Origin of the sequence: uncultured Varibaculum sp. (assembly GCF_902489465.1) — a bacterium.
GTDB lineage: Bacteria > Actinomycetota > Actinomycetes > Actinomycetales > Actinomycetaceae > Varibaculum.
Genome location: NZ_CABTZZ010000015.1, coordinates 21,471 through 42,111, shown reverse-complemented (window position 1 = coordinate 42,111; position 20,641 = coordinate 21,471). Strand labels below are relative to the sequence as shown.

General features: G+C 48.7%; 14 protein-coding genes. 4 read left to right on the top strand and 10 right to left on the bottom strand.

Annotation, left to right across the window (positions count from 1 at the left end; translation table 11 throughout):
- Window positions 1-56: 56 nt before the first annotated feature.
- Entirely contained in the window at window positions 57-2,654 is a 2,598-nt protein-coding gene (locus RDM26_RS04430) for an N-acetylmuramoyl-L-alanine amidase (RefSeq protein ID WP_307737811.1), read from the bottom strand.
- 288 nt (window positions 2,655-2,942) lie between these two features.
- Here RDM26_RS04430 and RDM26_RS04425 point away from each other — a divergent pair, with 288 nt between their 5' ends.
- The 3 genes from RDM26_RS04425 (at window position 2,943) to RDM26_RS04415 (ending at window position 6,681) form a co-directional block, all read left to right on the top strand.
- Window positions 2,943-4,097 (top strand): glycosyltransferase, encoded by a 1,155-nt coding sequence (locus tag RDM26_RS04425; RefSeq protein WP_307737810.1) that lies wholly within the window; start codon window positions 2,943-2,945, stop codon window positions 4,095-4,097.
- A gap of 149 nt (window positions 4,098-4,246) precedes the next feature.
- On the top strand, window positions 4,247-5,314 hold the full coding sequence (wecB, locus tag RDM26_RS04420; protein ID WP_307737809.1) for a non-hydrolyzing UDP-N-acetylglucosamine 2-epimerase: 1,068 nt from the start codon (window positions 4,247-4,249) through the stop codon (window positions 5,312-5,314).
- Between the two features lie 80 nt (window positions 5,315-5,394).
- On the top strand, window positions 5,395-6,681 hold the full coding sequence (locus tag RDM26_RS04415) for an oligosaccharide flippase family protein (RefSeq protein ID WP_307737808.1): 1,287 nt from the start codon (window positions 5,395-5,397) through the stop codon (window positions 6,679-6,681).
- A 102-nt stretch (window positions 6,682-6,783) separates the two neighbouring features.
- Here the strand turns inward: RDM26_RS04415 and RDM26_RS04410 are convergent, their stop codons facing one another.
- The 6 genes from RDM26_RS04410 to RDM26_RS04385 form a co-directional block, all read right to left on the bottom strand.
- On the bottom strand, window positions 6,784-8,025 hold the full coding sequence (locus RDM26_RS04410; protein ID WP_307737807.1) for a glycosyltransferase: 1,242 nt from the start codon (window positions 8,023-8,025) through the stop codon (window positions 6,784-6,786).
- A gap of 97 nt (window positions 8,026-8,122) precedes the next feature.
- A complete protein-coding gene (locus tag RDM26_RS04405) occupies window positions 8,123-10,102 on the bottom strand; it encodes a DUF6541 family protein (protein ID WP_307737806.1) in 1,980 nt (659 codons plus the stop codon).
- 64 nt (window positions 10,103-10,166) lie between these two features.
- Complete coding sequence (locus RDM26_RS04400; RefSeq protein WP_307737805.1) at window positions 10,167-11,339, bottom strand: glycosyltransferase; 1,173 nt, start codon at window positions 11,337-11,339, stop codon at window positions 10,167-10,169.
- Window positions 11,340-11,353: 14 nt separating this feature from the next.
- On the bottom strand, window positions 11,354-11,950 hold the full coding sequence (locus RDM26_RS04395; RefSeq protein ID WP_307737804.1) for a DapH/DapD/GlmU-related protein: 597 nt from the start codon (window positions 11,948-11,950) through the stop codon (window positions 11,354-11,356).
- A 65-nt stretch (window positions 11,951-12,015) separates the two neighbouring features.
- Window positions 12,016-12,645 carry a hypothetical protein gene (locus tag RDM26_RS04390; protein ID WP_307737803.1) on the bottom strand — a complete coding sequence of 210 codons (630 nt, stop codon included), beginning with the start codon at window positions 12,643-12,645 and terminating at the stop codon, window positions 12,016-12,018.
- 35 nt (window positions 12,646-12,680) lie between these two features.
- Window positions 12,681-14,543, bottom strand: coding sequence for an NlpC/P60 family protein (locus tag RDM26_RS04385; RefSeq protein ID WP_307737802.1), 1,863 nt, complete (start codon window positions 14,541-14,543; stop codon window positions 12,681-12,683).
- A 257-nt stretch (window positions 14,544-14,800) separates the two neighbouring features.
- On the opposite strand from RDM26_RS04385, the gene RDM26_RS04380 reads away from it, so the two are divergent.
- A complete protein-coding gene (locus tag RDM26_RS04380) occupies window positions 14,801-16,102 on the top strand; it encodes a nucleotide sugar dehydrogenase (RefSeq protein WP_307737801.1) in 1,302 nt (433 codons plus the stop codon).
- Here the strand turns inward: RDM26_RS04380 and RDM26_RS04375 are convergent.
- From RDM26_RS04375 to RDM26_RS04365, 3 genes are all read right to left on the bottom strand, one after another.
- On the bottom strand, window positions 16,077-18,188 hold the full coding sequence (locus RDM26_RS04375; protein WP_307737800.1) for a DUF6541 family protein: 2,112 nt from the start codon (window positions 18,186-18,188) through the stop codon (window positions 16,077-16,079). The two genes, RDM26_RS04380 and RDM26_RS04375, sit on opposite strands and share 26 nt — an antisense overlap.
- Window positions 18,189-18,331: 143 nt before the next feature.
- Window positions 18,332-19,531, bottom strand: a complete 1,200-nt coding sequence (locus RDM26_RS04370) for a glycosyltransferase (protein ID WP_307737799.1) — start codon at window positions 19,529-19,531, stop codon at window positions 18,332-18,334.
- On the bottom strand, window positions 19,513-20,613 hold the full coding sequence (locus RDM26_RS04365) for a glycosyltransferase (RefSeq protein WP_307737798.1): 1,101 nt from the start codon (window positions 20,611-20,613) through the stop codon (window positions 19,513-19,515). The genes RDM26_RS04370 and RDM26_RS04365 overlap by 19 nt, the downstream gene beginning before the upstream one ends.
- Window positions 20,614-20,641 lie beyond the last annotated feature (28 nt).

The window sequence follows — 20,641 nt, the reverse complement described above, 5'->3', positions numbered from 1 at the left end:
TCATAGCGACACGCTTCGGACTGATACCTCCGTATCAATAAATGAAATCACAGGTATTAGCGCAACTGACCAAGTCCTGCAGGCAGGGTTTTCAATACTGCATTTCTCCCAAAGCCACCCCTAGCGGCACCGTAGTAAACCCTTATCGCACCAGGTGATTGGGCAATCACGTCTGGCCTACCATCGTTATTGACATCAGTACCTCCAATAACCGAGCGGTAATTCTGCCAGCCATGACCTATACGGCGTAGGGAACCTGAACTCCGGTCAAGTGTCATAAAGTCCCCGTTAGGCTTAATAAAACCAACAGTTGGCTCGGGATGTCCTAAGAAATCAGCGAGATAAACCAGCTGTTTCATGCCCGGGTAGTACCCGATAACGTCTGAAGAGGTGAAACGACCATTTTGATTCGCTTTGTAATAAAGAAGCTCCCCATCGCTGCGCCGGTAGGTTAGCAGATATGGTAGTTCGTCGAGGTTCCACGAAAGAGCAGCCACGATTTCGTTAAATCTTGACCAGCCGCTGCCAATTTGTACCGCTGTGGCATTGCCATTTGCGTGGAGCATCAGGTTTCCATCAGTGCTGCGGGTGATCACATCGGCTGATGAATCAGCATCCCAGTTACCTGCGGGGATAGTCATCGTGGAGGCCAGGTGCGGTGACTTGGTTACCGGGTCTTTAAAAAACTTGGCGGGATAAGCTTTTACCTCTCCATTACTAGAAATCCCGAAAAGCGTAGTTCCAGAAGTAGAAGCATCATTGACATCTAGAACAGTTGAGAAAGCACTCCAACCAGTACCAATATCTTGGGTGCGCCCAAAACGACCACGCCCATTTCCTGGGTAGACGATCAGTGCTCCATCGTTTCTTACGGCTAGTAGATCTCCGACTCTATCGACTGTCCAATCTTTAGCGCCAATTAGAGTGTGGATGGAGCCCCAGTTCCAACCCGACTGAAATATCTCGGCGAATCTTCCTCTGCCGTTACCGGCATAGGTGAACAATCCTCCCTGTTTGTTTTGTGCCAGAATGGCTGGGCGGCCACGCATAAATTTACTGACCCCTACCAGCCTGGTAAATCCATGCCATCCGTGTCCGATTTGTCGTGCCCTCTTGAATGTGCCTTTGCCATTACCGGGATACAGAATTAGCCTTCCATCTCTGGCTACCCGGCCAATCACATCCTTATTTCCGTCTCCGTCCCAATCTAGCCCGGTAACTACGGAATTAATAGTGTTCCAACCATGCCCAATTCTCCGTTTAGCAAGATATCTCTTGTTACCTCCCGAATGTAACCACATGTCACCATCTTTGCTAATGGAAATCAGGTCTGGTTTCCGATTTCCATCCCAATCGCCAGTCGCAAAGACCCGCGATCCCGGCTCAACTATTTTTCCTAGTGATTTCGGTTGTCCAATAGAAATTTGTTTTTTTGCTTTTGAAAGGGAAACCGCGTTCCCCGAATCATCAAAAAGTAATGTCTCACCATTGAAAGTACGGTTTACCCGTGAGGACTTTCCAGAGGCCCATCCGGCTGCCAGGGTGGCAGCCCGTTGCCTTATTGCACCGAGCTGCCGATAAAATGCATTTCCCGGGCAAGCAGTATTATTACCGGTACCTAACACCACAAAGTCGCGATGTCCTGAAATGCGGTTGAAAGTATGTCCCCGGAAGGTGAAAGTTCCTAAGGGGTTGAGACCGCGCAATTTCAGCTGGGCAGCAGCTAAGCGGGTGACGGTGTCTTGCGCTGCCCAGGGCGGTGCCTGCGTCTCATAAGTTCCTAATACCGAAATACCGAAGGTTACCCCGTTCACGCTGCGGGCGTGCGCTCCTTCACTGGGGTTCTGGAAGGTTCCTCTGCGTCCTTGCCACGCTCTGCCGTACTTATCTACCAGGACGTTGTAGCCGATATCTCCCCAGTTTCGAGTCACCGCATGAAAATAATAAATTCCTCGCAAAATTCCCGGAACCTGGGTGGCGGAATAATTATTAGTGCCGGCAGTGTGATGAATGGCCACCCCCTGCGGTTTAATCGACTTTGGAGGCCAGGTCATTAGTTTCTCGTCTGCGCCCCAATCTGAGCGGGAATGAATAGCTATCCCGCGCGCGTCCTCTGCCGATCTCAGCCTCGCCAAGTTCTTATTAGGGTTAGCCTGGCTGTCTCCGGCGCCCACTCCCGGATTAATAACCGTCACTTTTAGCCTCTCCGGAGTAGAGCCATCGGGCAGGAGGGTCTTTACCTGAACCTGAGAAGCCTCAGTGACCACAATCGGCTCGGTTCCGGAAGCGCGTTTTTCGCTCTCTCCTTTTTCGACATCAATATTCTGCCATTGACTCCAAACCTGGTCTTTCCCCAAGGTGCGATACTTTATCTGTGGAGTTTCTGACACAGTTTCTGACCAGGTAACCCCCACAATAGCTAAGTCGAAACCGATCTCAGCAGACACCAAATTGTCAGATTCCCCTTCACCGGCAGCTGGAGATTCTTCCTTTACGGATACCTTTACCGGGGTTTGCTGAGGAATCTGATCGACCACTGCAACCTGATCTTTTTCTTCCGTCTCTTTTGCCGAGGCGAACGAGTAAGTGGGCAGCACCAACCCGAGACCTAAAACCATAGCAACTAGAATTGTGAGCGTTTTATTCTTGGCCACTGTCGTTCTCCCTGATATTGCCGGAGCGTATTTCAAATGTTCTTCTGGGGGAAATATGATTCTACCCTATGTAATTTCCGGCTACTACCGGCAGAAACAAGCAATTTATATACATACTTTTTATCTAGAAGGTTGACTCGGCGGTGCGGATCCTTCCTGTTTTTCTACTTGGTATGGAGATACTGTTTATACAAAGCCCGATTGTCAGCTTTTTTCTGATCCAAGAAAATCCCCGTCTCTTAGCTTTCCGGTTATCCATCGAGTCGTTAGCGCAGGTATGATGCCTATATGCGTTCGAATCCAAATATACTGGTTATTTCGTTTTCTGATATACGACGTGATGCCCGTCTTTTACGGCAGCTCAGCGTGGTGAAAGACTTCGGACACGTAACTACCTTAGGTTACGGCACTCAGCCGGAAGGCAGCGATGAACACCTGCAAGTTCCCAGCGAGCTACCGTCGCTACCGCAAACCGTTCCGGGGGTACTCAAGCTGGCTCTGCATTTACACGGAGCTAGCGAGTTCGCCGCCCCGGCTTTGAGACGTGCCCGTGAGCTACTGCGTGACCGCCAATTCGACCTGGTAATCTCTAACGATGCTCGGGCGTTGCCGGTGGCTTTTTATGCCGCTGGTGACTCCACCCCGGTGTGGGCGGATCTACATGAGTGGGCGCCGGAAGAGCGAACCCATATCGCCTCTTGGCGGATTTTAGTTGCCCCCTATATTCGCTACATCTGTAAGAAATATCTTCCTCGCACCAGTGCCCAAACTACTGTTGCCGGCAGAATTGCGCATTTGTATCAGGAAACTTTTGGTGTCCAGCCCCAGATAATGCGAAACTCTTGTCCCCTGCAAGATTTAGAACCGAGCAAAACTGCCCGCGAACAGATTCGTTTAGTTCATTCCGGGGGTGCCGTTCCTGGCCGGGCTTTAGAAACCACCATCAAAGCCGTTGTAGCTGCGGGAGAGCGCTTCACCCTCGACTTGTACTTGGTTCCGGCAAATGATGGAGGCAAGTACCTTCGCGAACTAAAATCCCTGGCTGAGGGATCACCGCGTATCGTGTTCCACGATCCGGTAAAACCGGCAGAACTACCGAAAACTCTAAATCAATACGACGTAGGAGTATTTTGGATTCCCCCCTTTAACACTAATGCTCGCTTAACTCTGCCAAACAAGTTATTCGACTTTGTGCAAGCTCGTTTAGCTATAGCGGTCGGCCCCACGGTGGAGATGGTTGATGTAGTAAAGAAATACAATCTGGGGATCGTTTCAAAAGGGTTCTCTGTAGAAGAAATTGTAGCTTCATTGAATACCTTAAACCCCGAACGCATCGAAAACTATAAACAGGCAGTGGATTATGCCGCTACCGATCTTTGCTTTGAGAAAGACGCAGCTGTTGCCCGGAAGATTTTAACTGATTTACTTGACAAGAACCGATAGATTATCACTAAACTAGCGGCTTAGTAATACCAGGCTACGAGTGTAGTACTTATGTCTTAAAGTCAGTAAAGCCACTGGGATAAAGATTCAGTTTTAGCGGGATAGTAGGGTTAATTTCTTTTATCAAGCAACAACATACAATAGAAGCTATGAAAGTTCTTTCAGTGGTAGGGGCACGCCCCCAGTTCGTTAAACTAGCTCCCATTGCAAAAGCGATGGAAAAGCAAGGGATAGAACATATTATCGTCCACACTGGTCAGCATTATGACCCGATGCTTTCGGACGTATTTTTCCGCGACCTAGGAATTCCTGCCCCTGATGAGCATTTGGGGATAGGCAGCGGCAGTCACGGCGAGCAAACCGGGCGTATGCTCATCGCCATTGAACCGGTCTTGCAGAAATGCGAACCGGATTGGGTTTTAGTTTACGGAGACACGAACTCGACCTTGGCCGCTGCCGTAGCAGCGGTAAAGCTGCATCTACCACTCGCTCATTTAGAGGCCGGACTACGATCTTTTAATCGCCGAATGCCCGAGGAACACAACCGAGTTTTAACTGATCATGCTGCCGACCTACTGCTGGCTCCTACTGCGGTTGCGGCGAAGCATCTAAGTAACGAAGGACTAGCGAAGCGAACCGTAGTAGTCGGTGACGTAATGACCGACGTGGTTTTACAGGTAAAAGAGCAGGTAAAGAATAAACCCTCCCCAATTATGGAAGAGTTTGGTTTTCACGAGGGCGCGTATCGGCTCGCCACCATTCACCGCCCAGATAACACCGATAATAAAGATCGGCTTGAACAGATTCTTGATTCTCTTGCCCACCTGGATTTACCGACAGTGATTTTGGCTCATCCGCGGCTGGTGGCTAAATGTAAGGAACATGGCATTGAGCTTGGACGCGGGAACCTGCTAGCGCATCGACCTCTCGCCTATCCAGAACTGGTCGCCTCTACCCTGCATTCCGCAGGGGTAATAACTGATTCTGGCGGTTTACAAAAGGAAGCCTTCTTGCTTGACACTATATGCACCACCGTACGTCCGGAGACCGAGTGGGTAGAGACCGTAGAACTGGGATGGAACCAACTAGTGGAGCCGGGAGATGCCCTGGTTAAAGCTGCCCAACGTCCTCAACCAAAAGCCACAAACGAAACCCCTTATGGAGATGGATATGCCGCTATAGCTGTGGCGCAGGCACTGCAGGATTGGAAAAACTAAAGCCTATTACATATAGGCTGAATGCGATCTAAACCTAACTAAAGTTGGGATGATTCGGTTATTCCTCATGATGGATTGAAATGGTGGAGATGCTTAGACGCATACGGGATTTAATCAGAAAAAGCCCTACGGCAAAGCACGTATCTACGCTGCTATCAGGAACCGTAATTGCGCAACTGCTGGCACTTGTTACGGCACCTTTAATTTCTAGATTATATTCACCTACAGAAATTGGCGTTTACACGCTGTTTACCTCGGTAGTAGCCACTGTCGTGGCAGTTGCCGGCCTCAGATATGATTTAGGAATAGTACTACCGAAATCGCATGGTAACGCTCGTTTGTTACGTAATACTGTCACTGTAATAATTTTCGTGGTAAGCATATGCGTTACCCTTTTTATGATCCCATTTGCGGGAGCTCTAGCGAAGTGGTTAGGTAATCCCGAGCTCGCACCTTGGCTAATATATTCAGGTCTAGCGGTTTTTACTCTGTCTCAGGTCAACTCGTTTAATTACTGGTTTACCCGAACCCTCCAGTACCGGGTTATCTCCATAAACCGAGTGCAAATGTCCGGTTCAATTGCTATCTCTCAGATTGTTTTTTCACTTTGCCACCTGGGGGGCGTAGCCGGTCTCGTCATCGGCCATATTTTAGGCCAGTCACTTGCTGCTGGAACATTAATGTGGAAAGGAAGGAAACAGGTTGAAGGCGAAACCGCGCCCTCGCTGACTCGCATACAACTACTCAAGCGTTACAAAAAGATGCCACTAATTAATGGCCCAAATGCGTTAGTCGATGCGATCAGATTGAACGGGATCATGATGATGATCGGCGCGCTATTCTCTACTGATGCCGTGGGTCAGTTCGGGCAAGCATGGCGTCTAATGCAGGCTCCAGTTAGCCTGATAACGGGAGCAATCTCGCAGGTTTTTTATCAAAAATTTGCGTCCACCGAAAAAGGTAACATGACCGCTCTAGTGAAAACATCCGTAAAACTATCTTTAATTGCCGGGTTTCTCCCCTTCGCAGTAATAGCAATAATTGCCCCCTGGCTATTTCCTTGGTTTTTGGGCTCGCAATGGAATGATTCTGGACTTATTGGACAAGCGCTGGTGCCATGGTTATACCTAAATGTTGCGACTTCTCCAATTTCAACGGTTTTCTTAACCATTGATCGTCAGCAGGTACTTTTTGGATTTGCAGTTAGTTATATGGCCGTGGGACTGGGCGCTGTCTACATAGGTACGTTACTCGGATGGTCTTTGGTAGCCACCACCTGGTTATTATCAATATGCATGGCTATTTGCCTAGCGCTAATGATTGTCCTAGCCTTTTGGAGCGCGAAAAAATACGATGCCGAGGTCTAGAACTCCCGTTGTACTACCACTTCTCCTTGTAAGGTGAGCGCTATTATCCGCTCCGAGATTATTCCATCTCCGCTGATAAATTCAGCTACGCAAAGCATAAAACTAATTCAAATCTAAGAGCTGTTGAGTAAATTTCTGATAATTGGCTCTTGCATCAGCCATATTCTTCCACGTCTCATAGCTGCTCTGCGAGAGAGCTGAATATTCTGGCTCACTGCAGTTCACCGCTTTTATCAGCATTTTTACCAGTGATTTTTCTGTAGGGTCGTAACTGTCGACAAATCCGTTAACTTGATCTTTTACCAGTTCGCCGATTCCTCCCACGTCACCTGCAATAACCGGCAGATAGCACGAAAAGGCTTCCATGATAGTCACTGGAACACCCTCGGACTCCGAATAGTTAACTAGAAACGAGTATTTTTGATCTTCCATTTCAGCGATTACTTCCGAGTTACCCAAGCGCCCCATGTTGGTGAACACTTCAGATAGGCCGGCATCGTGTACCATTTCATCTAGTCTTCCTCCCGATCCCTTGCCGGAGTCGCCAATATGGGTCCACCGAAAACTCTTGCCTTGCTGTTTATACAGCTCCTTCATAGCGGACACAATTAGAGGCAGACGTTTTACTGCTAAAAGCGATGAGCAGGTTAAGAAATGGCAGATATCGGGTCTAGAGCGGGGGGCATTTAGGGTAGATGCTTGTACCCCCAGACGGGAGACTGTACTGCAGATGGGCTGCGCAGTCTTAATCTTATGAATCTCGTGATTTGCTGATTCAGATATGGGGTAAAGCATGTCTATCTTCGAGGCAATGAAAGGACGCGCGGGAAGATGGCCAGCAATATAATGTTGAGGGTACACATCAAATCGATGCGCGCGTGACACCGCCTTCGCATTTCCGGAAAAATACTTATCGCGCAGCATGATAGCCACGGCTGCTTCCTTGAACATCCAGTAGCTATAAATCACCGTGCTAGTCGAGCTATCAGCCACAATATTGTGCTCTTTTAGAATCTGCTTAACTTGCGAGTACAGACTCAAAACACTAGTGGAAAACCATAAATCAATCAGCGTTTCTTTCCAGCCATCGTAGTTAATCATCCCGGTGGTAAATGCCGGAATCATATATAACATTTGCTGGATTTTTTTACGTTGAACTACCGGAAATACCTTACAGTTTTGTGGGACAGTGCGCGTTATTTTTTCGGTTCCACTTAGATGAGTTGGAAGAATAATTATTTCGTCAAACTTGCTAGCAACATAGGAGATCTCACTTTCAATGAATTCTTCCCCGTGCCCGTAAGGATAATATCCATCTAACAAGATTAAGCGCTTCTTTTTCATTACTCATCCATTCGTAGTCTAGGCATGTATATTGTATGTTTTCCCAGCTGATATAAGTAGTTGCTCTTAAAGTAGTGTCTCATACCCGGATACTTATTTAGCGACACCCAGTAATCTCGTAAAGAGAAGCCGTTCCCCCGGAATCAATTTTACGCAAAAAAGACCAATTAATATCTTGGTAAAACCCAGGTGCTTCCTGGTTAGCGTCCGTTGTGCCATCGAACCGATCTGAGTCATAGTAAAAATAAGCGATACGATATTTCTGTAAAATGTTACAAACTTGGGAATCCTCACCTATTCTCGAGAAGTTATCTTTGAGATAGTTTTCATCCTCATTCTCATCTCGATAATACAACTGGGGTAGGACTACCTCTTTACCGCTGACTGCCTGTGCTAAAGCGGATCCATTCATCGGATCGCCAAGAATCATCCCCTTGTCCAGGTCAGACTCTCGCAAACGCTCCAGCATTGACAGTTCGGCAGCAGAAGCCACAATAGTAGGAAAGCTGGAGTTTGGGTCATAAACTATCCGGTAGTAGGTCGACTTAGATATTATCCCTAAGGGAATAGTTGCCGCGAAAGCTAAGCTACTCACCACAGTGACTACCCGTTTAATTCTATGAGGCGACCATTTAGAATAAGAGCCTATAATCATCGACAACTTTGAAAAAATAGCAGCAGCACCCAGAGCCATAACTATTATCTGCGGAACAGCAAGAGCAGACAAGACTCGATGGGGGCTCATATACCAAAACCCGGCGATAATCGTTAGTGGGAAGATACGCCACATAGTGCCCAAAGCGACCAAAGCTAAAGGAATGCATGCCCATATTAAGGCTATTGCAGATCTTCCAAATTTTCGGGCGAAAAAAATGCCAAAAATTGTGAGTATCATACAGGCGAACGCTAACAGATTTTGGCTGCGGCTTGCGCTAGCAGCAACGTCGGTAGGATACCAAGAGGCCAACGAAAGAATTTTGACGAAAGATAATAGGCTCACCCGGGGACTAGTATTGTATGCCTTTGCCATTCGAGAAAAGGTAGTACGCACGTAGCTGCTAGAAGTCGCGACTACTACCACCAGTGTTAATAGAGCTAAAACCATAGAAGTAGCGATTAGCAGAATTCGCCTGCTTGCATCAGGTGGAATTTGTCGGATCTTATACCAGAGTAGATAGAGAAGCGGACCAATCCCTAATAAGACGGAGTTAAAGATAAAAGAGGGATGGACTAAGCAAATCGATAAAACTATGCAGACTAATATCCCTAGGAAAAACACCCGCTGATACCGATTTACTTGGTTCGGAGGACACAGTATGCAGAAGAAAGCGGCTCCTGCCACTGGTAAGCAAGCCACAGCCAAACTGTTGGGAAAAATAGGGTACACAGTTTGCATATAAGTGGGGAATTCGTTTACCAGGGCAGAGCACCCCTGCGCCAACAATACTATTTCTGGTCTGTCGGGGAACAGGCAATGTGCCAGTATGGTTATCCCCAAAACCCAAAGTACACAAATCATTACGTGAACGGCATTAACGCCGGTAGCTACGGTGTCCTTGGTAGTAAATAGGGACAAAAAATCATGCCAGCCACTTGGGTAAATGGTTCTGGTCGTCTCTAAACCATACATTCTGGTTGCCCCACCAAATGTTGAGCCATTTCCAGAATCCAGGATGTTCCACACCAAATTCATATGAAAGGTCGAATCAACCTGTTGAATCGGGTTATGGATAGAGCTAGCGAAAAAAAAGGGAATTATTTGTAACAGACAAGCGGCAATACCGGTAGGTAATAGCCATGGTGGTAGGGAGGATATCTGTAGCGGCTGAAATTTTCTTGACAGGGGGAAAGCCATCGTTAGAAAAACAGCGGCCATTAGTAGGAAGCTGCCTATGCCCCAGCGGATTCCTACTAGATTAGCTATTACCGCTCCTAAGGCGCTGATAGATAGACTAATTAACGGAGCGAAAGCCCAGGCAATAATCCCTTTTATGCGTAAAACCCAAGAGACAGCTAGACCGGGGATGAAAAGTAACAGCAAAGAACAAGTTACTTGCAGCAGATAGACCTTTAACACAGACTAGTTCTCCCAGCTTTTTCTAACGGATGGATCCTATTTTTCCGCCGCTAATCGTTGTTTTTCAAACGTTAGACATGAGAACCTTAGCCACTGCCGCCGAAGAGGCTTCCAAGGAACGACAGGCAACCACCCATTGCCGCCTGGTATCACTATCCACAAGCCCCGTTTTTTCCTCAATGATCCTGGTAAAGGAAGTGCCAACACTACTCGCAGAGTACTCGGCACAAACTCCTAAACGGTTTTCAACTATATCTTCACCTGCCGGACCCGGTCCTGCATATATCACTGGTGTTCCACACGCTAAAGTAGAGAGTACTTTTGTGGGATACGCATGGTCATATCCTGCTCCGGCTTTTATAGATACCAGCCCGGCGTCCGCGCCCGCTATCCAGCGGGCAGTTTCATCTGGTGGGAGTGTTTCCAGGACGTGCACTCGCCCCTTCAGTTCCGGTTTCGCTGCCTGTTCTTTAAGTAAATCCCAGTCGCTGCCTTTACCGAGGAACACCAGGTGGTGAGGAATTTTGTCTATTACCTGAGCCAGACCAGAGATAAAGATACTGGCACCTTGCCATTCGGAAGCAGTACCGGTGTAAATAAAATAGGGCGCATCTGCCAAGCCAACATCTTCTCTCTCACCCCGGGATAGTGGCTCAACTTCGTTAGTAAAGGTATCGGTATCTATTCCGTTCGGGATCAGGTGCACCGACTTTGCACCCATTGCTCGCGCAGTCTCAGCGATCTCTTCATTTACCGCGATTACTGCGGCAGCACCCCGAACCGCGAACGCCTCTAAGGCTTTTACTGCTTTCACAACTATCTTTGGAGCGAAAGACGCACTGGCTGCTCCCCACAAATCTGGCAGGTAATACACATAGGGAACACCCAGGAGTTTATTGGCTATCCGCATGAAAAATCCGGTGGTAGGGGGCGGTTCCACTAAGGTCACGGCAGCGCGAGGCGAAAACAAAACCCGGAAAAACGCGGGAATATCAAAGCTAAGATACTGCAGGTACCCGCGTACATATCCTTCTCTATCTCGCAGTACCGGAAAACGCCGTACGCGATCTTGATCGTTGAGTTGTGCGTCCGGTGGGGCTGTAGTGGTAACCACCTCAACTTCTATGCCTTTTCTCCGTAACGCCTTGGCCACACCCGCCAAACGGAACGAGGCCGCTGCAGCCTCTGGAACATAAATTCGGGACACTATCCTAACGAAACCACGCCGTTTACCCACCGTAAATACCTCGCCTAGATTTGCTCTAACTTATTCTCAGAGATTTGACGGAATCGTTTACCGGACTTTGGGCACTCAAATATGTCCTCTTCACCCGATATTGGTTGCAGTTTTTCACCTGCTGGCCCTACCCATCCAATACGACGCGCCGGAACCCCGGCCACCAGGGCGTATTCAGGAACGTCTTTGGTTACAACTGATCCGGCAGCTACTAGTGCCCAGGCGCCGATAGTTACCGGCGCTACGCACACCGAGCGGGCACCAATCGCCGCTCCTCGCTTAATGCTGACCCCCACCTGTTCCCAGTCGGAGGCAGACTTAATGGAACCGTCCTCGTTAATCGCCCGGGGAAAATGATCGTTAGTGAGCACCACTGCCGGCCCAATAAACACCCCGTCTTCTAGGGAAGCCGGTTCATAAACCAGAGCATAGTTTTGCACTTTGCAGTTATCGCCCATGCGCACGCCCTCGCCGATATAAGCACCGCGCCCGATAATACAGTTCTTACCCAGCTGGGCGTGTTCGCGCACCTGCGCTAAATGCCAAACACTGGAGCCTTCCCCAATCTGCGCTTCGGGGGAAACATCTGCGCTATCAACTATGCGGGTCATTCCGGTACCTTTCATTGGTTTTTTACAGGTAGTTTATCTACAACAGTAAGCCACCACGAAACTTGCTATCCGTAGATAACTGGCCAAGTAGGCATACACCAACTGACTTGATCTAACAGTTTATCTAGTTGCTCTGATTTCTTAACGTATTCCGGGTTTTGCTTCGGAGTTTTGCCTTCCTCAAGCTCACGTTGCGCGGCCTGCCCATCGGTATATTCGGGAATCTTCCCCGAAATCAGCTGTGGTTCCAAGGCGACAATCTCGGACATATTTTTTATTGCCTGGTTGGCTGTTTCGTCTTCCCCGGCAGCGTTTTCGAATTCGGGGTAGTAATTCGGAAGAACTTGCAAAAACTTCGACCACTCCTGAGTGGCGTTTTCAGTTCCAGAGCCAGGATCATTTTGTTGAGCTTGAATCTGCGCTACGCGCCCCGTGAATGCTTTACCTTGGGGGGTTTGCTCGAGGAGGTTACTCAAAACCTTATCCATAGCAGCACACCCTTGGGAACCAGCCTGCACCTCCGGCAAGTTAGCATTAGGGCCAACAGATGTTTTCACCTGCGGTCCGGTCGCCTGAGGAAGGGAATTTTGCCTGGAATGATGCCAGTAATACCAAGATGATGCCCCAATGGCTGCCACCAGTAACCCTACTACCAAGATTCCAATCCAACGGACTCTGCTATTTTTTGTCTTCAATAGCAACCTCTGTGTTACTAGTTATTCGACCAGATCTACCGCGCCAACGGACGCACAACGTAGGGAGCAATACTTCCCCAGTTATACAGTCCCCGTTGCCGCGTATGCCCATAATTAGACTCGATTATTTGGTTGGAACCCACATAGATAGCTACGTGGTAGATTCCGCCCCGTCCTCGCCAGAATACCAAGTCTCCTGGCTGACGAGAAGCAAACCTAACTTTTTGCAATTTCGGATGGGCATAGAGCTGCTTAGAACTGCGGTAAGTCGGAGCCGCGTGAGCAATGACGTTTATAGGTTGCGGATCGATACCGGCAACATACAAAGCCTGCAGAGCCAGCCCGGAGCAATCATATCCATCACGATAGCCTCCGGCGCCGCCCCAAGTGTAGGGCGTGCCGATTTGACGGCGAGCAAAAGAAATCATGGCATTAACCCGCTGAGTGCGGTTTGCGCTTAGACTGACTGGACGCATTTGGAAATTATCCATAGTCCAGGAACGCCGGGTCAGTTTTTGCCAAGTCCGGCGATCAACAACACCGGTAGCTCTAACCCTAGCTCGACTCTGAAAACGCTTAACCGCATTTTCAGTACGTCCATCAAAAGTCATGCCGGAATTAAGAGGTACCCCCACGCCTAAACGAGCACGAACTTCCCTAACCTTGGTGCCATTCCAACCACGACGCGGGACTACAGTATTTCCAGGTGCGCGCACTCGGCTAACTGCTTGCAGATAGCGGCCTGGGGCACGCCAACCACGTTTAGATGCGGGAGCGGGGAGTTTCACCGTGTAATAGAGAAGTGCTCCCTTACTGTCCACTGCCATTATCCCCCCACCTAATGACACATCGATAGGTAGAATTTGAGAGATTCCATTCCACCCGTGACCCACCTGAGCTGGTGTGAAGGCATTCCCGGCCGAGTTGGCACGATAAAGATACAAATAGCCTGCCGAATCAGTTGCTAAGAAATCTGACTTCCCGTTACGGTCTGCATCGCCAATGCGCATTACTCTCGTGAATTTACTCCAGCCGTATCCTAACTTGACCGAGCGCGCAAAGCTTCCTCTGCGGTTAGCAAAGGGATAGATATGCATACGTCCCTCAGAATCCACTGCTAGAACCCCACATTTGTTCCCAATGGTACGAGGCATAAAGGTCAATGAACGCATACCGGTCCAGCCATGGCCAACTTTGACCCCTGGTTTAAAATAGTATGAACCCTTGCGAGCTTCGTAATAAATTAGATCACCATTAGTTTTCCTGCCTAAAAGATCAGTTTTCCCATCCTGGTTAATATCTCCAGCCATCACTAAATCGAAGTCATTCCAGCCATGACCGATGTCACCCACAGTGTAGACTTTGCCACCTGAGGCTCCCCGGTAGAGACGAATAAAAATGTCATTTCCGCGCTTATCAAAAAATAGCAGGTCTGGATACTTTGTCCCGAGATACCGGTTCAACATTAGTACCCCATCTGAACGCCACCCGTGACCAATCTGCTTTGAGTAAGCCACGCTAAATCCCGGGTATGAGGACTTAGTCAGGGGCGCTCCATTACTTGGGGCTAATGATCCCGGTGAAACTGTTGATCCGGTGTAGGGAACTTGAACAGAATTCCCCGCAGTTTGAGGAGTGGAGGTGTCTGGACCAGACTCTCGGATTCCCAAGGAATCATTAGAGCTACTCTCAGCCTCTTCATCTGAGCTGTCGGCGGCAGGTAAGGAAGAATCCTGGGGCTCTTCACTACCCGGAATAGCATTTTCCGCTGCTGTAGGAGATTGTGGGGAATCCGGACTTGGGACTTCAGCTCCGTATGCCGGTACCGTGGCCAGCACTAAACTGGCAGCTGCCGTAAAACAGGTTACCGTCCTAATAACTTTGCTCTGGACAGCCATAACTAAACCCTCAAACCATTCGTGGTGATACCGTAATCTTGCAGCGTTCAGCTGCATTAAACAGTTAACATTTAACATTATCATAAAACACTGTTGCTACCCTCGGCTAACCGTCCCAGCTGAGTCCAAGCCGCAGAAAATTACGGCGTAGACCCGGGCGTCATTAACCAGAGATACAAAATAAACTCAGAATCCTAAATGCCGAGTAGACTGGATCCAGGATCTATTGAATCGTTAGTAATATCAAAGGAGCTTTGATGCGCGTAGCAGTTGTGGCAATGGGAAAAATCGGTTTGCCTCTGGCAGTACAGTTTGCCTCCAGCGGACAAGACGTGATTGGGGTCGATGTTAACGAAAAGACTGTTGACCTGATTAACCAGGCGAAAGAGCCTTTCCCGGGGGAGGCTCACCTGCAAGAAAAACTTTCTGAGCTAGTACCGGCTGGAAAACTCCGTGCCACCACCAACTACGCAGACGCTATTCCTAATGCAGACGCGATTGTTTTGGTAGTTCCGCTGTTTGTCAATGACGAAACCTGGCAGCCAGATTTCGGCTGGATGGATCAGGCCACTCGTTCCCTTGCCGAGCACCTAACCCCCGGAACCTTAATTTCCTACGAAACCACTTTGCCGGTGGGTACTACGCGTAACCGCTGGAAGCCACTGATTGAGGAAATCTCGGGATTGAAAGAGGGCGAAGATTTTCATTTAGTATTCTCCCCCGAACGGGTCTTAACCGGACGGGTATTCCAGGATTTGCGTCGCTATCCCAAGCTGGTCGGCGGGCTATCTGAGGCGGGCACCCAAGCAGCAATCAAGTTCTATGAAAGCGTCCTCCAGTTTGATGAGCGCCCCGACCTGCCTCGTGAAAACGGGGTTTGGGACATGGGTAACGCTGAGGCTGCCGAGATGGCCAAGTTGGCGGAAACCACCTACCGGGACGTTAATATCGGGCTCGCTAACCAATTTGCGGTCTACGCGGACAAAGTCGGTATTGACGTGCAAAAAGTAATCGATGCGTGTAACTCTCAACCCTATTCTCACATTCACCGCCCTGGGATTGCGGTGGGTGGACACTGCATTCCGGTTTACCCGCGTCTGTACCTTTCTACCGACCCCGATGCCTCCGTGGTTCGGACTGCGCGTACCTATAACGCCGGAATGCCCGAATATGTAGTTTCCCGCGTAGAGGAAGTGCTGGGCGATTTGAAAGACGTCAAAGTGGCGGTACTGGGGGCTTCCTACCGGGGGGCAGTTAAAGAAACCGCGTTCTCCGGTGTGTTCGCTACCGTTGACTCCTTACGCAAGCGGGGAGCAAAGGTGCTGGTTCATGACCCCATGTTTAGCGACGAGGAACTAGCGGGCTTCGGTTGGGACGCCTACCACCTAGGCGAAGAAGTTACTGCAGCTATCGTGCAAGCTGACCACGCCGAATACAAAACCATTAGCGCGAAAGATCTGCCCGGCATCAAGTTGTTATTTGACGGCCGCCGGGTAACCGATCCGCAGCTGTGGAAAGGTACCCCCCGCATGGTTATTGGGGATCAGGCCTCCCGGTAGGGAGTTGTCCAAGACAGCCGCGGTACTTTAATAGCCGTGCCTGCCCAACTGATTTCACCGGAGTTAGTAGGGGCGTATTCGTAGAGTCGAATGACGGGTACTTCTTTTGGATGCCCGTCTTTCCCTCCGCTCCTGAATAGTGGTTGCGGAAGTTTAAGACGTATACGTTCCTAGTATGTAGGAAAGAACACACCTGTTTTCTCTTCTCAGCTTGGTATAGCTGGTTAGTTAAGAACGCCCTATCCGGCATAGGGTCGCTAGCAGCTTGTAAGGTTGGGAAAATCGCACGGCGTTGTCCCAATGACCAAGCAAAGGCAGCTCCTTCCCAGGGGTTTCCTAAAACTACACTGTCAGGGGGCGTGAGACGAGGAAGTTCCAGCAGTAATTCGAGCTCATCTTCGTCCACTAAACCGAGGGTTTTATCTGCGGGGGTGCGAATAGAAAATACATCGCCAATCCATTCCCACGACTTCTTCAAATGAGTCGGGTCGGCAGCTACTCCCACCGGTACTACCAGACAGACAGTTAAAATAATAGTTTTAGTTTTCCGAGATACCTTTGGAGAAATCCACTTATTAAGTTGGCAAATCAACCATCCCAAACCTCCGGCGGCAATAGGAATAGAAAACATTACGACTGGCACAAAAAGTCGGGGCGAATCCGCATACCAGACCCCTACCAAATACTGACGTAGCTGCAAATCCTGCATCGAGTGCCCCACGAGAGCAAGACCGGAAAAAATTAGCCAGCAAAAAACCAACCAGGTTCTTTTTCGGCTGATGGTCAGCACCACCAAACCGATGATCAAAAAAACCGATAGCGGCAACGTATCTAACCACTGATAAACCGTAAAACTAGCGTTCGGTTTACCCGCGGTCAATAAAAGAATCTCCTTGATTCCTGACCAGTAAGATCCCTGCGGAAACCAGTCGGGGGTTTTCGTACGGAATCCTCTGATCAGCGAAATTTGGAAAGTTCCCCATTCCCACAGGCAGTAGACGGCTAGGCACAACGCCGTCCAGCCCGCCAACACTGCACTTCTTACCCCTCTGCGTCCTCGATACCTCTCGGAATAATGACTTATCCGGGTTACTCCAAAACACCAAGTAACAATGATGGCCACAATGACGAAAGTAAATACATTATTAGGCTGGCTGGCTCCCACACTGACCAGACCCCAAGCCGTGGCAAATAATTCTGGAACAGCAACAAGCCGTTTGCTCGAAAGCCATTTAACAAAAAGGGCGATAACTATCGGTAACAGCGAAGAGCTCAGCAAATTCGGGTAGAGCGGACCCCAGCTGAAGAGAGCGAAAGGAAACTGGGGCAACGCCAAGGAAAACGCCAGGGAGATCAGCTGAACCAGACGAGAAGTATAAATCGCAGACGCCAAACAGAAGATTCCCAAAGGCCAAATAATGAAAGCGACTACCAGTGCCACAGCGTTGGTAGCAGTGGTTACAGCTCCTGAACAGGTACTGGCCACCAAGGAAACTACCTCGTGCCAGGCCGCCGGATAGAACCCAGCTCTTCCCGGATTCCAGAGATCAACCTTGAAAGGTGATGCCTCTCCGCTCTGTAGAAACATCATAGCTAGATTAGAGTGAAAAAGATTGTCCCATATTTGAGCAAACGCTCCGGGGCGTTTCACCACCGTCGCGAAACGAACCGTCTCATATAAAAACATGGAGAGCAGTAATATCGGTGGTAAATATACCCACTTCTTATCGCCCCGACTTAACTTTGTAAGATCACTAATTCCCGTATCGACACTTTTTGACTTATAGAAACGGATTAGGAGTACAGAAATCAGCCAGCAAATAAAAGTTGCGCAGATGCAGAAAACTAGCAATACTGGAAATCCCCAGGTAATCCCTAACTTGGAAGCTATTACCGCCGCTAGAAACACTATCCCCACTGAACCGGCAGGCGCCCATCCCCAAAGCCAGCGGCCCCGTAAACCCAAGGCATATCCAGATGCCAGACCAGGCAGGAACAGCACCGCTAAGGATACAATCAACGGAACGGAGAATAGCAGCCAGGAGTTAAAGAAATCAGCGTTTGAGGCTACTCCCACGACATCCACTTATCTCTCCCTATATGAGTGCTAACGATCTGTTCTACATCTATTCAATGCTACAGACAGCCTCCAAGTTTGCTCACCTCTAGTGTGCTCGAAAGATATATATCATTCCGGTAAGCAAAGTGCATTGGAGCTGTATGAATCGGTCACTGCCTGAACAACGTCCATTCGGCAATTAGACGATTATAGGACTGCGCATCTTCCACCGCGGCGGCTGTAGTGTAGCCTACTCCTGCAATCCACCAATATTGCATTAAACTGCTAGCCGGAAAAATCCGTCTATAGATGGCTGAAAGTATTCGCAGCGGGGTTAGTTTTCCGAGTTTTTCCAGAGCAATCTGGGAACTAAGTACGGGATTTTGCATACCTTCCAGTACCATCACCACAAGGTTACGGGGGTACCTGAGAGGATTTTCAGGATGCTCCAAATTGCGCAATGCCAAGGCGGTGGCAGCGTCAAGATCACCATCATGGGGATTCCCAAAATACTTGAATATCAATTTTCGTACGCTTTGAAGCGCCTCTTCAGAGCTATCTGTATGGAAAGCATCGTAAGAAATAAAATCAAGAAACCAATACAGCAGCCCCGCCTTATGCTCTTCAAACAAGCCGGCCGCTTTCCATCGTGAAAATACCCGGTCAGCCAAGTTCAAGTGCTGCTTTACCCGCTTGTCATCATCTTTATGCTGACTAGACATTGCGGATCCGAGACGATTGGCTCGATAGAAATAAAGGGGTTTCGGAGAAGTTACTATTAGATTCGCCCTAACATAGGCCTCTAAGTAAAACAGTTGATCTTCACCAACTGCGAGCCCCTCTTCAAAACGCACAGAGTTGGTTTCCAGGAAATCACGAGAAAAAGCCGATAACCAGATATAGGGTCTTTCTTTCGCTTTTTTAAAGAGGTCCCCACCTAGACCTCGAATAACCTCTTTCTTGGGAGAAAGAGCATTTAGTAACCAGGGTGACGGCTTCCCATAGGAAATAGCCTTGCCCCCGAAGGTAAAAATATCTGGTTTATCTTTTGCGAAAGCTTCTGCTACTGTCTTGCATGCTCCCGGAGCTAAGAAGTCGTCACCGTCGACAAACATTATTATTTCTCCGGAAGCAACGCCCAGACCCCGGTTGCGTGCGGCAGAAACCCCGCGGTTATCTTGGTTGATCACTAGAATGCGCGGATCAAGTTCAGAGGCAATGGTTAGCAATCTGGGGGAAGTATCAGTAGAACCATCATTAATGCAGATGATTTCTAGATCTGAAAAATCTTGTTTGCGAATCGATTCCAGGCAATGAGCTAAATATTTCTCAACATTGTAAACGGGTACGATTACAGATATCGTCGGCACGATTTAACCAGACCTTTCCCTTTATTTACCGCCTTTACGGCACCGGCGCGAGCAAACCCACTAAAGCCACGCTCTTGAATTACTCTACCAACGCGCTGGTTTAATGACTCTCCTTGACTTCGATCGTGATGATATTTTTCCGGTGAGAGCATGATTGTCCTCATGTCCAAGAGTTTCCAAGGCTCGAATAACCGGATGTCCACGTTTCCCTGCGTAAAATCGTCCAGGAACATTGCGCGTCCCTTACGCAACACCTCCACCTTGTGCTCCGCGGCGACTCTTTCATAGTTCCAGATCAACGCATCGTAAAGCATCTTTACTTTTACGGGTGAAAACGTCTTTTGCTTTTCGGGATTGTCCGCCAACCAACGGCTAATCTCCCGGTACTCATTAAACAAAGCATCTACTTTTCCGGGAGAGTTCACTGAAGAATTTTCGTTATCTTGCCGGTAATGCACAAATGCATCATGCAAATAATAGACCTTATGGGTGGAAGCCCAAACCTTAAAAGTGAAGCTGGTGTCTTGGAAAGAAGCACCTGGAGTTTCCAAAAAAGAAATTTTTTCTTTATCGAGGAAAGACTTTCGATAGATCGCAGACCAAATCGAAGGCTTGGTATAAAAGATGAATGGATCGCTGGCGGGATCAGCTATTTTTTCGCTCTTTCTCCCCGGTATCGCCTCAAAAAAGTCGTTACGCTTTGTGGGAATAGACCAGTACATCCAAAAGTTAGCTTTAACCACATCTGCTCCGGTACTGCTAATGGCATGGTGTAGTTTGCTAAGCGTATCTGCTTCCATGAAATCGTCTGATTCTAAAATCGCTACATAATCGCCCTGCGCTGCCTCCAAGCCCCGGTTCATGGAGGCGCCGTATCCAGAGTTTTCCTTGTCAATGACTTTAAAACGTGAATCTTTCTTCAAGAAATGCTCGATGATGTCACGCGAACCATCTGTTGATCCATCATTAACACAGATAAACTCAGCTTGTTTGAAGTCCTGCGCCTCCAAACTTCCCAGACATTCCGGCAAGTACTTCTCTACGTTGTAGATAGGGATCAATACTGATACCAGCGGGTTCATTGATAGCTCTCTCCTATGTTTCTCGTCT

What these genes read in the sequence shown, in the direction of transcription:
- wecB (WP_307737809.1), top strand. Translation starts at nt 4,247, where the DNA reads ATGAAAGTTCTTTCAGTGGTAGGGGCACGCCCCCAGTTCGTTAAACTA.
- RDM26_RS04425 (WP_307737810.1), top strand. Translation starts at nt 2,943, where the DNA reads ATGCGTTCGAATCCAAATATACTGGTTATTTCGTTTTCTGATATACGA.
- RDM26_RS04395 (WP_307737804.1), bottom strand. Translation starts at nt 11,950, where the DNA reads ATGACCCGCATAGTTGATAGCGCAGATGTTTCCCCCGAAGCGCAGATT.
- RDM26_RS04415 (WP_307737808.1), top strand. Translation starts at nt 5,395, where the DNA reads ATGGTGGAGATGCTTAGACGCATACGGGATTTAATCAGAAAAAGCCCT.
- RDM26_RS04380 (WP_307737801.1), top strand. Translation starts at nt 14,801, where the DNA reads ATGCGCGTAGCAGTTGTGGCAATGGGAAAAATCGGTTTGCCTCTGGCA.
- RDM26_RS04410 (WP_307737807.1), bottom strand. Translation starts at nt 8,025, where the DNA reads ATGAAAAAGAAGCGCTTAATCTTGTTAGATGGATATTATCCTTACGGG.
- RDM26_RS04365 (WP_307737798.1), bottom strand. Translation starts at nt 20,613, where the DNA reads ATGAACCCGCTGGTATCAGTATTGATCCCTATCTACAACGTAGAGAAG.
- RDM26_RS04385 (WP_307737802.1), bottom strand. Translation starts at nt 14,543, where the DNA reads ATGGCTGTCCAGAGCAAAGTTATTAGGACGGTAACCTGTTTTACGGCA.